General features: G+C 72.4%; 13 protein-coding genes and 1 tRNA gene. 8 read left to right on the top strand and 6 right to left on the bottom strand.

What is annotated here, in order from left to right:
* Positions 1 to 176 precede the first annotated feature (176 nt).
* Genes cobG through AB0915_RS35025 form a run of 3 tightly spaced genes read left to right on the top strand, consistent with a single transcriptional unit; the run spans position 177 to position 3,669 of the window.
* The gene (cobG, locus tag AB0915_RS35035) at positions 177 to 1,469 is read left to right on the top strand and encodes a precorrin-3B synthase (protein ID WP_366694922.1); all 1,293 of its coding nucleotides are present in this window, start codon (positions 177 to 179) and stop codon (positions 1,467 to 1,469) included.
* A gap of 56 nt (positions 1,470 to 1,525) precedes the next feature.
* Positions 1,526 to 2,152: a precorrin-8X methylmutase gene (locus AB0915_RS35030; RefSeq protein ID WP_366694919.1), complete on the top strand. Its 627-nt coding sequence runs from the start codon at positions 1,526 to 1,528 to the stop codon at positions 2,150 to 2,152.
* A gap of 2 nt (positions 2,153 to 2,154) precedes the next feature.
* Positions 2,155 to 3,669: a precorrin-2 C(20)-methyltransferase gene (locus AB0915_RS35025; RefSeq protein WP_366694918.1), complete on the top strand. Its 1,515-nt coding sequence runs from the start codon at positions 2,155 to 2,157 to the stop codon at positions 3,667 to 3,669.
* 59 nt (positions 3,670 to 3,728) lie between these two features.
* Here the strand turns inward: AB0915_RS35025 and AB0915_RS35020 are convergent, their stop codons facing one another.
* Positions 3,729 to 4,475, bottom strand: a complete 747-nt coding sequence (locus AB0915_RS35020) for a cobalt-precorrin-6A reductase (protein ID WP_366694917.1) — start codon at positions 4,473 to 4,475, stop codon at positions 3,729 to 3,731.
* Between the two features lie 15 nt (positions 4,476 to 4,490).
* On the opposite strand from AB0915_RS35020, the gene AB0915_RS35015 reads away from it, so the two are divergent.
* Positions 4,491 to 5,606, top strand: a complete 1,116-nt coding sequence (locus AB0915_RS35015) for a cobalt-precorrin-5B (C(1))-methyltransferase (protein ID WP_366694916.1) — start codon at positions 4,491 to 4,493, stop codon at positions 5,604 to 5,606.
* Positions 5,607 to 5,624: 18 nt separating this feature from the next.
* Here AB0915_RS35015 and cobM read toward each other — a convergent pair whose 3' ends face one another.
* From cobM to AB0915_RS34995, 4 genes are all read right to left on the bottom strand, one after another.
* Entirely contained in the window at positions 5,625 to 6,374 is a 750-nt protein-coding gene (gene cobM / locus AB0915_RS35010; protein WP_366134491.1) for a precorrin-4 C(11)-methyltransferase, read from the bottom strand.
* Positions 6,371 to 7,648, bottom strand: coding sequence for a precorrin-6y C5,15-methyltransferase (decarboxylating) subunit CbiE (gene cbiE, locus AB0915_RS35005; RefSeq protein ID WP_366694921.1), 1,278 nt, complete (start codon positions 7,646 to 7,648; stop codon positions 6,371 to 6,373). Before cbiE ends, cobM begins: the two co-directional genes overlap by 4 nt.
* 162 nt (positions 7,649 to 7,810) lie before the next feature.
* Entirely contained in the window at positions 7,811 to 8,218 is a 408-nt protein-coding gene (locus AB0915_RS35000; RefSeq protein ID WP_366694915.1) for an SSI family serine proteinase inhibitor, read from the bottom strand.
* A gap of 83 nt (positions 8,219 to 8,301) precedes the next feature.
* Positions 8,302 to 9,684, bottom strand: a complete 1,383-nt coding sequence (locus AB0915_RS34995) for an FAD-binding oxidoreductase (RefSeq protein ID WP_366694914.1) — start codon at positions 9,682 to 9,684, stop codon at positions 8,302 to 8,304.
* Positions 9,685 to 9,842: 158 nt separating this feature from the next.
* On the opposite strand from AB0915_RS34995, the gene AB0915_RS34990 reads away from it, so the two are divergent.
* The gene (locus AB0915_RS34990) at positions 9,843 to 10,967 is read left to right on the top strand and encodes a sulfite oxidase (RefSeq protein ID WP_366694913.1); all 1,125 of its coding nucleotides are present in this window, start codon (positions 9,843 to 9,845) and stop codon (positions 10,965 to 10,967) included.
* A gap of 24 nt (positions 10,968 to 10,991) precedes the next feature.
* On the opposite strand, the gene AB0915_RS34985 is transcribed toward AB0915_RS34990, so the two are convergent.
* Entirely contained in the window at positions 10,992 to 11,372 is a 381-nt protein-coding gene (locus tag AB0915_RS34985; protein WP_366694920.1) for an SHOCT domain-containing protein, read from the bottom strand.
* A gap of 228 nt (positions 11,373 to 11,600) precedes the next feature.
* Here AB0915_RS34985 and AB0915_RS34980 point away from each other — a divergent pair, with 228 nt between their 5' ends.
* The 3 genes from AB0915_RS34980 (at position 11,601) to AB0915_RS34970 (ending at position 13,359) form a co-directional block, all read left to right on the top strand.
* A complete protein-coding gene (locus AB0915_RS34980; RefSeq protein WP_358858281.1) occupies positions 11,601 to 11,822 on the top strand; it encodes a hypothetical protein in 222 nt (73 codons plus the stop codon).
* A gap of 99 nt (positions 11,823 to 11,921) precedes the next feature.
* The gene (locus AB0915_RS34975) at positions 11,922 to 13,118 is read left to right on the top strand and encodes an SPFH domain-containing protein (protein ID WP_366694912.1); all 1,197 of its coding nucleotides are present in this window, start codon (positions 11,922 to 11,924) and stop codon (positions 13,116 to 13,118) included.
* 167 nt (positions 13,119 to 13,285) lie between these two features.
* A tRNA-Met gene (locus AB0915_RS34970) sits at positions 13,286 to 13,359 on the top strand.
* The last annotated feature ends 27 nt before the right edge of the window (positions 13,360 to 13,386 follow it).

Raw genomic sequence — 13,386 nt, 5'->3', positions numbered from 1 at the left:
ACGCTCCGCGTCGCCTCCCTCCTCCGCCTTGCCAGGCTTGCCCCTCGCCCCGCTCCTTCCTCCACCCCACCTACGTGCGAGGCCTCTTAGGCGATGCCGGGCCGGGTGGCACGGCACTAGGCATAGTAAGGGCCTTACATCGGATGGGATTCATACAGCTCAGAATGATGGTCGGTATGCTCGCCGCCATGTCCACTTCCGACACCCCGCCATCGGCTCCGGGGGAGCCCGTCTCCCGTGACCGCGGCGATGCCTGCCCGGGGTCGCTGCGGCTCCACCGGGCGGACGACGGGGCGCTGGCGCGGGTCCGGGTCCCCGGTGGCGTGCTGACTGCTCGACAGGCGGACGCGCTCCACGCTGCCGCGCGGGAGTTGGGCGACGGTGAGCTGCATCTCACTTCGCGGGGCAATGTCCAGTTGCGCGGCCTCGGCCCGGAGTGCGGCGGACGGCTCGCCGAACTCCTGGGCGGGGCAGGGCTGCTGCCGTCCCGGAGCCATGAGCGGATACGCAACGTCGTGGCCTCCCCGCTCTCCGGGCTCGACGGCCGGGGCCACCGGGATGTCCGGCCGTGGCTGATCGCGTTGGACGCGCTGTTGTGCGGAAGTGACAAAGCGGCCGGGTTGTCCGGCCGCTTTCTCTTCGCGCTGGACGACGGCCGTGGTGACGTCGATGCCCTGGGTGCGGATGTGACGTTGCTGGCGCAGAGCGACGGGAGCGCGCTCCTGCGGATCGGGGCTGCGGAGGCAGCGCTGAGGGTCTCCGGGGACGATGCGCCGCGCGCGGCGCTCATCGCCGCCGAGACGTTTCTGGCGGCGGCGCGGGAGACGGGCGCCTGGCGGGTGAGTGAACTGCCCTTTGCCGCTGAAGAGTTGCTGGAGCTGGTGCGGGTGGCGCTGCGGGTGACCGGTGCCGCGGAACGCGTACCGCCGGCGACGGCGGCGCAGGAGCCCGCGTACGGCGTCGTCCCCACCGCGGCCTGTGTCGGCGTGCCGCTCGGGCGGCTCACCGGTGCGCAGTGGACGAGCCTGTCCCGCGTGGGCCGCGAGCTGCGGCTGACCCCGTGGCGGAGCGTCGTCGTGACGGGCGTGACGCCCGGCGACGTGGCGGCGCGGCTGCGCGAGTGGGGCGCGGCCGGACTGATCACCGGGCCCGACTCCGCGTGGACGGGGGTCGGTGCGTGCATCGGCCGGCCCGGCTGTGCGAAGTCCCTGGCAGATGTGCGGGGTGATGCGGAGGCCTTCGTACGGACCGCCGGAGAGCCCGTTGCCGGGCAGCTCCCCGTCCACTGGTCCGGCTGCGAACGCCGCTGCGGTCACCCCAAGGGCGCCTGGGCCGACGTCGTCGCCGTTCCGGGCGGGCACCAGGTGGCCCAGGTCCGCGGCGGCGAACGGGGCGCCCCCGTGACGGTCCACGGCGGCCCGTCCGACCTGGCCGCCGCGGTGAACGCCGCCCGCCGCACCCGTACCTGAACCACCGACCCGAGGGCGCTGCAGCCCGACCACCGACCGGAGAGAGCGAAACCACCGTGTTCCAGTACGAGAAGGACGGACCGGCGATCTACCGCCAGTCCTTCGCCACCATCCGCGCCGAGGCGGATCTCGCGGGGCTGCCCGCCGACGTCAGCCAGGTCGCGGTCCGCATGATCCACGCCTGCGGCATGGTCGACCTCGTACGCGACATCGACTTCACCCCGGGGGTCGTGGCCGCTGCCCGCGCGGCGCTGCGCTCCGGTGCGCCGATCCTGTGCGACGTGGCCATGGTCGCCAGCGGGGTCACCCGCAAGCGGCTGCCCGCCGGCAACGAGGTCATCTGCACCCTGTCGGACCCCACGGTCCCCGATCTCGCCAAGAAGCTGGGCACGACGCGCAGCGCCGCGGCGATGGAACTGTGGCGGGACCGCATGGAGGGGGCGGTGGTGGCCGTGGGCAACGCGCCGACCGCCCTGTTCCGGCTGCTTGAGATGATCGAGGAAGGTGCTCCGCGCCCGGCCGCCGTCATCGGTGTGCCCGTCGGCTTCGTCGGCGCCGCCGAGTCCAAGGACGCCCTGGCCGACCATCCGTCCGGTCTGGAGCACCTGGTCGTACGGGGCCGCCGCGGCGGCAGCGCCATAGCCGCGGCCGCGCTCAACGCGATCGCCAGCGAGGAAGAGTAAGAGTGAGCGAGCAGAACACGGGCCGGCTGTACGGGGTGGGGCTCGGTCCCGGCGATCCGGCACTGATGACCGTACGCGCCGTGCAGATCATCGCCGAGGCCGATGTCATCGCCTATCACAGCGCCCGTCACGGACGGTCCATCGCGCGCTCCATCGCCGCCGAGCACATCCGCGCGGACCACATCGAGGAGAAGCTGGTCTATCCCGTCACGACGGAGACCACCGACCACCCGGGCGGCTACCGGGGCGCGATGGAGGAGTTCTACGGCGAGGCCGCGGCCCGGCTGGCCGTGCACCTGGACGCCGGGCGGACGGTGGCGGTGCTCGCCGAGGGCGACCCGATGTTCTACGGCTCGTACATGCACATGCACAAGCGGCTCGCCGGCCGGTATCCCACCGAGGTGATCCCCGGGGTCACGTCGGTCAGCGCCGCCGCCGCCCGGCTCGGCACCCCGCTCGCCGAGGGCGAGGAGGTGCTGACGATCCTGCCCGGCACGCTGCCGGAGGAGGAGCTGACGGCCCGCCTGGCCGCCACCGACGCCGCCGTGGTGATGAAGCTGGGGCGCACGTTCCCCGCCGTGCGGCGCGCCTTCGAGGCCTCCGGGCGGCTGGACGAGGCGCACTACGTGGAGCGCGCCACGATGGCCGGGGAGCGCACCGGCGATCTCGCGGACACCGACCCGGACTCCGTTCCGTACTTCGCTGTCGCGGTGCTGCCCAGCCGGATCGACGCGCCGCGGCCGGAGGCGGCCGAGGACGCGGAGCGCGCGGGCGAGGTCGTGGTCGTCGGGACCGGTCCCGCCGGGCCGCTGTGGCTGACCCCGGAGTCCCGCGGGGCGCTGGCCGCCGCCGACGATCTCGTCGGCTACACCACGTACCTGGACCGCGTCCCGGTCCGCCCGGGACAGGCGCGCCACGGCTCCGACAACAAGGTGGAGTCGGAGCGTGCCGAGTTCGCCCTCGACCTGGCCCGGCGCGGACGCCGGGTGGCCGTGGTCTCGGGCGGCGACCCGGGAATCTTCGCCATGGCGACCGCCGTGCTGGAGGTCGCCTCGCAGGACGCGTACGCGAAGGTACCCGTGCGGGTGCTGCCCGGGGTGACCGCGGCCAACGCCGCCGCCGCCCGCGCGGGCGCGCCGCTCGGCCACGACTACGCCACGGTCTCGCTCTCCGACCGGCTCAAGCCGTGGGAGGTGATCGCCACCCGGCTGCGCGCGGCCGCGGCGGCGGACCTGGTGCTGGCGCTGTACAACCCGGGTTCGCGCACCCGCACCGAGCAGGTCGGCAAGGCCCGTGACCTGCTGCTGGAGCACCGTTCGCCGGATACGCCGGTGGTGGTGGGCCGCGATGTGGGCGGGCCCTCGGAGAGCGTACGCATCGTCACCCTGGCGGAGCTGGAACCGGCCGAGGTCGACATGCGGACGATCCTGCTGGTCGGTTCCTCGCAGACGCGGTCGGTGCGGCGGGGGGACGGACAGCAGATCGTGTGGACGCCGCGGCGCTACCCGGAGGCCTGAGGTCCGGCCGCACGGCCTCCACCGCGACAGGGAGCCCACTCCCTGTCAGGGGGAGGCCGTCAGCCGAGCAGGCCGGACAGCCACTCCACGGCGAGTTCCGGTGTGGGGACCACGGGGACGCCGTCCGGGACCGGCGGCCGGCGGACCACCACCACCGGAACACCGGCCTCCCGGGCCGCGGTCAGTTTCGGGGCGGTGGCGTCACCGCCGCTGTCCTTCGTGACGAGGACATCGATGCGGTGACGGCGGATCAGTTCGCGCTCCCCGTCGAGGGTGAAGGGCCCCCGGTCCAGCAGGACCTCCATCCGCGCCGGGTGCGGTCCGTCGGGGGCGTCCACCGACCGCATCAGGAACCACTGCGAGTCGAGACCGGCGAAGGCGGCGAGCCCCATCCGGCCCGTGGTCAGGAAGACCCGCTCCCCGAGCCCGGGCAGCGCCTGCGCCGCATCGGTCAGCGAGCCGACCGGGTGCCAGCGGTCGCCGTCCTCGGGCACCCAGCCGGGGCGACGCAGAGCGAGCAGGGGAACATGGGCGGCGGCGGCGGCCGACGCCGCATGGAAACTGATCGTCCCGGCGAAAGGATGGGTGGCATCGATGAGCGCGTCGACCCGGTGCGTACGCAGCCACTCGGCGAGCCCCTCGGCCCCGCCGAATCCGCCCACCCGCACCTCGCCGGGCGGCAGCTTCGGACTGGCCACCCGGCCGGCCAGCGAACTGGTGACCCGGGCCCCGGCCGGAAGCGCCCCGGCCAGGTGCTCGGCGAGGCGGCGGGCCTCCGTGGTGCCACCGAGGACGAGTACGTGCATGGGATCGGTCCAGACATGAGTGAGGCGAAGGGCGGGCGCAGCGCCCAACTCAAACACACTGGTCTGCGGCCCGGCTGGACGACCGGTGCCTGTGCGACCGCGGCCACGACCGCCGCGTACACGGCTTTGCTGACCGGCGACTTCCCCGACCCGGTGACCATCGTGCTGCCCAAGGGCCAGAGCCCGGCGTTCGCGCTGGCGGTGGAGGAACTCGCCGGGGACCGGGCGACGGCCGGCGTGGTCAAGGACGCGGGAGACGACCCGGACGTGACGCACGGCGCGCTGGTACGGGCCACCGTGCGGCGGCTGCCACCGGGTTCGGGTGTGGTGTTCGAGGCCGGTCCGGGCGTGGGCACCGTGACCCGCCCCGGTCTGCCGCTCGACGTCGGCGAGCCCGCGATCAACCCGATGCCACGGCAGATGATGCGCGACCACATCGCGCGCGTGGCGGCGGACCACGGGGACGCGGGCGACGTCGAGATCACCGTGTCCGTCGATCATGGCGAGGAGATCGCCCGTTCCACGTGGAATCCGCGCCTCGGCATCCTGGGCGGCCTGTCGATCCTCGGCACGACCGGGATCGTCGTCCCCTACTCCTGCTCGGCGTGGATCGACTCGATCCGCCGGGGCGTGGACGTGGCCCGCGCCGCGGGGCACACGCATGTGGCGGGGTGCACGGGGTCGACCTCGGAGAAGACCGTCGTCGCCGAGTACGGTCTGCCGGAGATCGCCCTGCTCGACATGGGCGACTTCGCGGGGGCGGTGCTCAAGTACGTACGCAGGCATCCGGTGGACCGGCTGACGGTCTGCGGCGGCTTCGCGAAGCTGTCGAAGCTCGCGGCGGGCCATCTGGATCTGCACTCCGCCCGCTCCCAGGTCGACAAGGGGTTCCTCGCCGAACTCGCCCGGCAGGGCGGTGCGGACGCGTCGCTGACCGCCGAGGTGGCGGACGCCAACACGGGTCTGGCCGCCCTTCAGCTGTGCGCGGCGGCCGGGGTCCCGCTGGGCGACCTGGTCGCGGTGGCCGCCCGCGACCAGGCGCTGTCGGTGCTGCGCGGGGCGCCGGTGGCCGTGGACGTCATCTGCATCGACCGGGCGGGCACGGTCGTCGGCCGCAGCGACGTGCGCTGACGCCGGCGGCGCCGCCCGTCAGCAGACGTGCCGGTCGCGCTCGGCCGAGTACAGGTGGCTGTCGCGGAACTGCTCGGCGCCCAGCGTGCGGCCGACCATGATGACGGCGGTACGGATCACCCCCGCGGCCTTCACCTGCCCGGCGATGTCACTCAGCGAACCGCGCAGGATCAGCTCGTCCGGGCGGGACGCCATGGCCACCACGGCGGCCGGGCAGTCGGCCCCGTAGTGCGGCAGCAGCTCCTCGACGACCCGGTCGACGTACCGGGCGGCCAGATGCAGCACGATCAGCGCACCGCTGCGGCCGAGCGTGGCCAGGTCCTCGCCGTCCGGCATGGCGGTGGCGCGGTGGGCGATCCGGGTGAGGATGACGGTCTGGCCGACGGTCGGCACGGTCAGCTCCCGCTTGAGGGCCGCGGCAGCGGCCGCGAACGCCGGTACACCGGGCACCACTTCGTACGGCACACCTGCCGCGTCGAGCCGCCGCATCTGCTCGGCGACCGCGCTGAAGACGGACGGGTCGCCGGAGTGCAGCCGGGCCACGTCCTGCCCGTTCTCGTGGGCGCGCACCAACTCGTCGGTGATCTCGTCGAGGTTGAGCTGCGCGGTGTCGACGAGGCGGGCGTCCGGCGGGCATTCGGCGAGGAGTTCGCGGGGAACCAGGCTGCCCGCGTACAGACAGACCTGACAGGCGGCGAGCGTCCGGGCGCCGCGGACCGTGATCAGGTCGGCGGCGCCGGGGCCGGCGCCGATGAAGTACACGGTCATCTGTTCTCTCCTGACGAGGACGGTATCGAGGGGGTGCCGACGGGCTTGCGCACGGACCACTGGGTGACCGGCATGGCCTGGCGCCAGCCGGTGAAGCCGCCGACCGGCACGGCGTGCGCCACCGCGAGCCGCACCAGCTCGCCGCCGTGGCGCCGGTACCGCTCGGCGAGCAGCGCCTCGGACTCCAGCGTGACGGTGTTGGCGACCAGCCGTCCGCCGGGGGGCAGCGCGTCCCAGCAGGCGTCGAGCAGCCCCGGCACGGTCAGCCCGCCGCCGATGAACACCGCGTCCGGCACCGGCAGCCCGGCCAGTGCTTCCGGTGCCCGGCCGGTGACCACGCGCAGCGCGGGGACGCCGAGCCGGTCCGCGTTACGGGTGATGCGTCCGGCCCGCACCGGGTCGCGTTCGACGGTGACGGCACGGCAGGACGGGTGGGTGCGCATCCACTCGACGGCGATCGACCCGGACCCGCCGCCGATGTCCCACAGCAGCTCGCCGGGCGCCGGGGCCAGTGCCCCGAGCGTGGCGGCGCGGACGTGCCGCTTGGTGAGCTGACCGTCGTGCTCGTACGCGTCGTCCGGCAGCCCGGGTACGGCGCCGAGCCGCAGCGCGTCCGGGGCACGACGGCACTCGACCGCGATGACGTTGAGCGGATCGCCCGCCGGATGCGCCCACCCGTCGGCCGTACCCGCCACGCAGTCCTCGGCCTCGCCGCCGAGCTGTTCCAGCACCCGCATCGGGCTGGGCCCGAAGCCGCGTTCGCGCAGCAGCGCGGCCACGTCGGCGGGGGTTTTGGCACCCGCGCTCAGCACCAGCAGGCGCCGGCCCTCGTGCAGGGCGGCGGCCAGGCGGGCGGCGGGCCTGCCCACCAGCGTGACGACCTCGGTGTCCTCCAGCGGCCAGCCGAGCCGGGCACAGGCATAGGAGACGGAGGACGGATGCGGCAGGACGCGGAGGTTCCCGGCGCCCAACTCCTCGCAGAGGGCGCGCCCGATGCCGTAGAACATGGGGTCGCCACTGGCGAGTACGGCGATGCGGAGCCCCTGGTGCGCGGCCAGCAGCCCGGGTACGGCGGGCCGCAGCGGCGAGGGCCAGGGCACCCGCTGTCCCGCGCACTGCCGCGGCAGCAGCTCCAACTGCCGTGCACCGCCGATCAGTACCTCGGCGCGGAGCAGTGCCGTACGTGAGGTCCCGGGCAGTCCTTCCCACCCGTCGGCACCGATCCCGACGACGGTGGGCGCAGGGAGCGGGGGTATTGCGGGCTCTGCGGGGATCACGGCCGGTACCTCGGTGTTCGGGGGGTTGACGCAGCCGAAACTCTACTGTTCGCTCTGGCCGCTGAGATCGTTCCGGGCGGGTGAGCATTGCCATACGTACGTCGGAACTCCCCCTGCCCGGCCCACACGCCGGGCAGGGGGTTCCGGGCCGGCGCCGGGTCAGAAGTCGAAGACGGGTCCCGCGCTCGCCTCCATGACGCAGGCGTTCGGGTAGGTGCGCCGCCAGTCCACCGTGGCGCCGTTGTACGTCCCCTGCGCGGTGACCGTGACGGGGTCGTGGATCAGCAGGCACGGGTGCGGGTTGCCGGGCAGCTCGTCGAGATCGCCCCCGGCCTCGTTCAGGGCGGCGCAGGCCTTCGCCGCCTTCGGATGGTGACTCGGGAAGGTGAGCGGACACTGGAGGCCGATGCCGCGGATCCAGGTGTTCTCGCTGCCGGAGACGGTCAGGAAGAGGCTGCTCTCCTGGGCGTCGGCGTGCGCGGCGGGAGCCAGGAGCAGGGGCGTGGCCAGGGCGGTGGCGGCCAGCGAGGCCGCGGCCAGACACCGGGCGGCGGAAGAGATGATCATGGTCTGGGTAACGAAGAGCCGGTCACGAGGACACGAGCGGTGTGCCCCGGGTGCATGCCCTCACTGCTGTACGCGTGACCTCATCACCGGCCGGCCGGCTTGATGTTCTGGTTGGTGTGGAAGAAATTGTCGGGGTCGTACGCCTGCTTGACGGCCGCGAGCCGGTCGTAGTGGTCGCCGTAGGTGGCCCGTACTCGGTCCTGGGACTCGCCCGTGCCCATGAAGTTCACGTACGTCCCGCCCATCGACTGCGGATGCAGCTCCTCCCAGTAGTCCACGCACCACTGCCTGAGCGCCTCGGCGTTGTCCGGGTCGGGGTCGACGCCCGCGATGACGCCGGACCAGACGGCGTCCCGGTACGCCCAGGCCGTGTCGTCCGGCCCGATCCGGTGGGCGGCCCCGTCGACCGGATACAGATGCGTCAGCGACAGGTCCGTGGGGAGGTTCTCGGCGTACTTGGTGTGGATGGCGATGGCATCGTTCGTGATCCGGTCGAAGAAGTTGCCCCGCCAGTACCACTGCAGTCCGCTCGGGAGCAGTGCGTCGAACATGGTCTGGAGCGCCGGGTAGGGCATCGACGAGGTGAAGTGGAAGGCGGGCGGGCCCGGTTCCTCCACGACCTTCAGGGTGGCTTCGAGGAGCTCGGGGTCGCCGGTCCAGCACCAGACGACGCCGCACATCTTGTGACCGTGGATCTCCTCCGGGAACGGCGGGCCGGGCGGCACGGCGAACGCCGCGAAGAAGCCGTTCAGATCCTCGGGCGCCTGCGGCAGGAAGTCCCGGTACCACTCCAGGACTTCGCGGATCCGGTCGACCGGCCACACGGTGATCGCGACCCCCACGGTGTCGACCGGGTGCAGCCGGAAGTCGAACGAGGTGACGATGCCGAAGTTCCCGCCGCCGCCGCGCAGCGCCCAGAAGAGGTCGGTGTTCTCGGACCCGTTCGCGGTGACGTGGCTGCCGTCGGCCAGGACGACGTCCGCCGCGAGGAGGTTGTCCACGGTCAGGCCGTACCTGCGGGTGAGATAGCCGTGGCCGCCGCCGAGGGTGAGGCCGCCGACCCCGGTCGTCGACAGGATTCCGGAGGGCGTGGCCAGGCCGAACGCGTGGGCGGCGTGGTCCAGATCGCCGAGCAGGGTGCCGCCGCCGACCCGGCCGGTCCGGGCGGCGGGATCGATGTGCGCCCAGCGCATCGGCGACAGGTCGAGGGTGACGCCGTCGTCCACCAGGCACAGTCCGGCTCCGCTGTGTCCGCCGCCCCGCACGGCGAGTTCGAGACCTTCGCGGCGGACGAAGTCCACCGCGGCCATGACGTCCGCCGCGTCCGCGCACCGCACCACGGCGGCCGGGCGGCGGTCGATCATGCCGTTGTAGATCGTGCGGGCCTCGCGGTACTCCGGGTCCTGCGGGCCGATGACCGGACCGCGCAACGCGGCCCTCATCGCTTCGAGCGTGGTGGAGTCCATGGCCGTCTCCTTGCCGCGGGTGCGGACCGCTGCCGTATCCACGCTCCCGCCGGTCGCGGGGCCGTGCAATCGGCAGACGCGGCGCAAAGAGCGGGATGCGGTGTCCGGCAGGTGAGGAGCGGTGGTCGGGATGCCCGGACGGGCGCACCATGAAATCCATGGACCGACCCCTTGGTGATGTGAGCCCGCCAGGGCGCCTCGCCGAGCCCGGCGAGGGCATTAGCCCGGAGGAACTCGCGCTCGCCGCCCGCAACCACGGTCTGCCGCTGGAGGCGCTGCGCTACGACATCACCCCGCCCGGACTGCACTACGTACTGGTCCACTACGACATCCCCGAGATCCCGGACGGCTCCGCGCAGCTCACCGTGCACGGCAGGGTCCGGACGCCGCTGGCACTGGACCTGGCGGCGCTGCGGTCGTTCCCGGCCGTCACACTGCGCGTCACGATGGAGTGCGCGGGCAACGGCCGGGCCCTGCTCGTACCGCGGCCGGTGAGCCAGCCGTGGCTGGTCGAGGCGGTCGGCACGGCGGAGTGGACCGGGGTGCCGCTGCGGCTGCTGCTCGCCGAGGCCGGGGTGGAACCGGACGCCGTCGAAGCGGTGTTCTGCGGGGCCGACCACGGTATCGAGCGGGGCGTCGAGCAGGACTACCGGCGGAGCCTGCCGGTGGACGTGGCCACCGGCGACACACCGGAAGTGCTGGTGGCGTACGCGATGAACGGTGGTCCGCTGCCGCCGCAGCACGGCCATCCGCTGCGGCTGGTGGTGCCCGGCTGGTACGGCATGGCACAGGTGAAATGGCTTCGGGAGATCCGGCTCACCGAGACCCCGTTCACCGGCTTCCAGCAGACGACCGCCTACCGCTACCGGCAGGAGCCCGACGATCCGGGTGAACCCGTCACCCGGATCGCTCCCCGGGCGCTGATGATCCCGCCCGGGTTCCCGGACTTCATGTCCCGGACCCGTTTCGTACGGCCCGGCCGGGTACTGCTCCGGGGCCGCGCCTGGTCGGGGGAGCCGCCGGTCACCCGGGTCGAGGTGAGCACGGACGACGGCCGCTCCTGGTTCGACGCCGAAGTCGCCCCGCCGGACGGGGACGGCAGGCACACCTGGGCCTGGCAGCGGTGGCAGGCGCCGTGGAAGGCGGTGCCCGGCACCCATGTCCTCAGCGCTCGTGCCACCGATGCCGGGGGCCGGGTCCAGCCCCTCACCCAGCCGTGGAACCGCGGCGGCTTCGGCAACAACCTGGTCCAGCGGATCGCCGTCCACTGCGGGCTGGGGTGAGCTCAGACGAGGAGTTTTGTCGTCTCAGACGAGGAGTTTTGTCTTCGCCCGCTGGAACTCCTCGTCCGTGATCGCGCCACGGTCCTTCAGCTCGGCGAGTTTCGCCAGCTCCTCGACGCTGCCGCCGCTGGGTTTCGCCGGGCCGGTCGTGCCGCCGGTGGCGGCGGCTTCGCGTACGTACGCCTTGAAGGCGGCTTCCCGCTGCCTGGCTTCCTCGATGTCACGCTTCCCCATGGATTTACCGCGCACGATCACGTAGATCAGGACGCCGAGGTACGGCACGACCAGGGACAGGATCAGCCAGCCCGCCTTGCCCCAACCGCCGAGGTCGTCGCTGCGGAAGATGTCCGTGATGACCTTGAAGAGGAGGAAGAGCCACATGATCCAGAGGAAGAACCAGAGCATGGTCCAGAAGAGGTTGAGCAGGGGGTAGTCCACGTTCCGCTCCCTGGTCGTCGCGTCGTTCGACTCGTCGCTTCGTCTCGGCGACACAGCCCTGAACGACTGAATCACAAATCAGTCATATCACCAGATTTCACCCACCGCTCGCTGTCGTACGGACCGTTCCTCAGGGGCCGTTCCCGTGGAGGCGGCGCGGAGTACCGTGGAATGACCGAGGGAGGCGTGTGGCGTATGAGCGCCGCAGATGGGTCCGCCTGGAGCCCGATCGGGGCGATCGGCCGCGTCACCGTGCCGATCCCGCCGAACGGCCCCGGCGAAGTACTGGTGGCCGTACGGGGTGGGTCGGAGGCCTACACCGCATGGTCGGCGACGTCGATCGACAGGGACGTACGCGTCGTTGTCGTCGACTCGGTCTCGGCACGCGGCGTGATCGTCGAACGCCTGCCGTCCTGAACCGCGAACCGACGCCGAGGATCGACGCCGGGGGACGGTGACGAGCGGCGCCGCACCGGGACATCACGTCGAGAAAAGGCGTACGGCAGGAGTCCGCTCATGTTGTTCTGGCACGTTCCCGCCCCCAACGAGGCGATGCTCATCTCCGGATCGAAACGGCAGACGCACGACACCCAGTTCCGGATCGTCACCGGTCACGGCAGCTTCGTCGTACCGGTGAAGCAGAAGGTGCGCATGCTCTCCCTGGCGCTGCGCGAGGCGGAGATCACCGAGGACTGCGTCACCCAGCAGGGCATCCGTCTCAACGTCCGCGCCGTCGCCGTCTTCAAGGTCGGTGACGATGCAGTCTCCATCGCGAACGCCGCCCGCCGCTTCCTGTCCGAACAGGACCAGATGGAGGAGCTCGCCGGCCGGATCTTCGCCGGACACCTGCGCTCCATCGTCGGCGGGCTGACCGTCGAGCAGATCATCCGGGAGCGGAACCGGGTCTCCCAGGAGGTCATCGCGGGCAGCCACGGCGAGATGGAGAAGCTCGGCATCGTCGTGGACGCCCTCCAGATCCAGGAGATCGAGGACTCCACCGGCTACATCAACAACCTCGCCGCCCCGCACGCGGCCGCCGTCGCCAGCCAGGCCCGGATCGCCGAGGCCAGGGCCGACCAGGAGGCGTCCGAGCGGGAGCAGCAGGCCGCGGCGCTCAAGGCCGAGTACGAACGGGACACCGCGATCAAGCGGGCCGGCTTCCTCGCCGAGACCGAGCAGTACAACGCCCGCGCCGCCCAGGCCGGACCGCTCGCCCAGGCCAGGGCCTCGCACGAGGTCATCGAGGAGCAGACCGCACTGGCCGAGCGGCAGGCGGCGCTGGCCGCGCAACGGCTGGAGGCGGAGGTCAGGCGTCCGGCGGACGCCGAGGCGTACCGGCAGCGCACACTCGCCGAGGCCGCCCGGGACCAGACGAAGTTCCAGGCCGACGGCAGTGCGTACGCCGAACGGACCGTCGCCCAGGCGCAGGCCGATGCCAACACCGCGCGTGCCGCCTCGCTCCGGGACGGCAATCAGGAGCTGATCGCGGCCAACCGGATCGTGGAGAACCTGCCGGCCCTGGCCGACGCGGCCGCCCGCGGGATGTCGGGGGCCGACCTCACCGTGCTCAACGGCACCAACGGTGTCAACGAGATGGCGGCGGGCGTGGTCAGCCAGGGGCTGGCGATCCTCCACGCACTCCAGCGCGGTGCGAACACGGCGAAGCCGGTGGTCCACGCGAAGCGGACCCCGCACATCACCGACTCGAACTGAGACCGACCGGCCGATTCGGCGCCTCGGGGCAGTGGTGGGGGCGGACGGGCGCAGGCGGATCCGTAAGAGGGGCTCACAAAATGGGAGCGCGAGCCGGGCGCCCATTTGGTGAACTCCTCTCAATGGTCAACCGTCCGTCCCGGATGGCGTAGAGTTGTGTTCACCGACGCGGGGTGGAGCAGCTCGGTAGCTCGCTGGGCTCATAACCCAGAGGTCGCAGGTTCAAATCCTGTCCCCGCTACTGAAGATTCAGGCCCGGCACGCAGAA

Source organism: Streptomyces sp. NPDC048411 (genome assembly GCF_040704695.1).
Lineage (GTDB): Bacteria > Actinomycetota > Actinomycetes > Streptomycetales > Streptomycetaceae > Streptomyces.
Note: the sequence above shows the minus strand (reverse complement) of the source record. Positions and strands in the feature narration are given on the sequence as shown.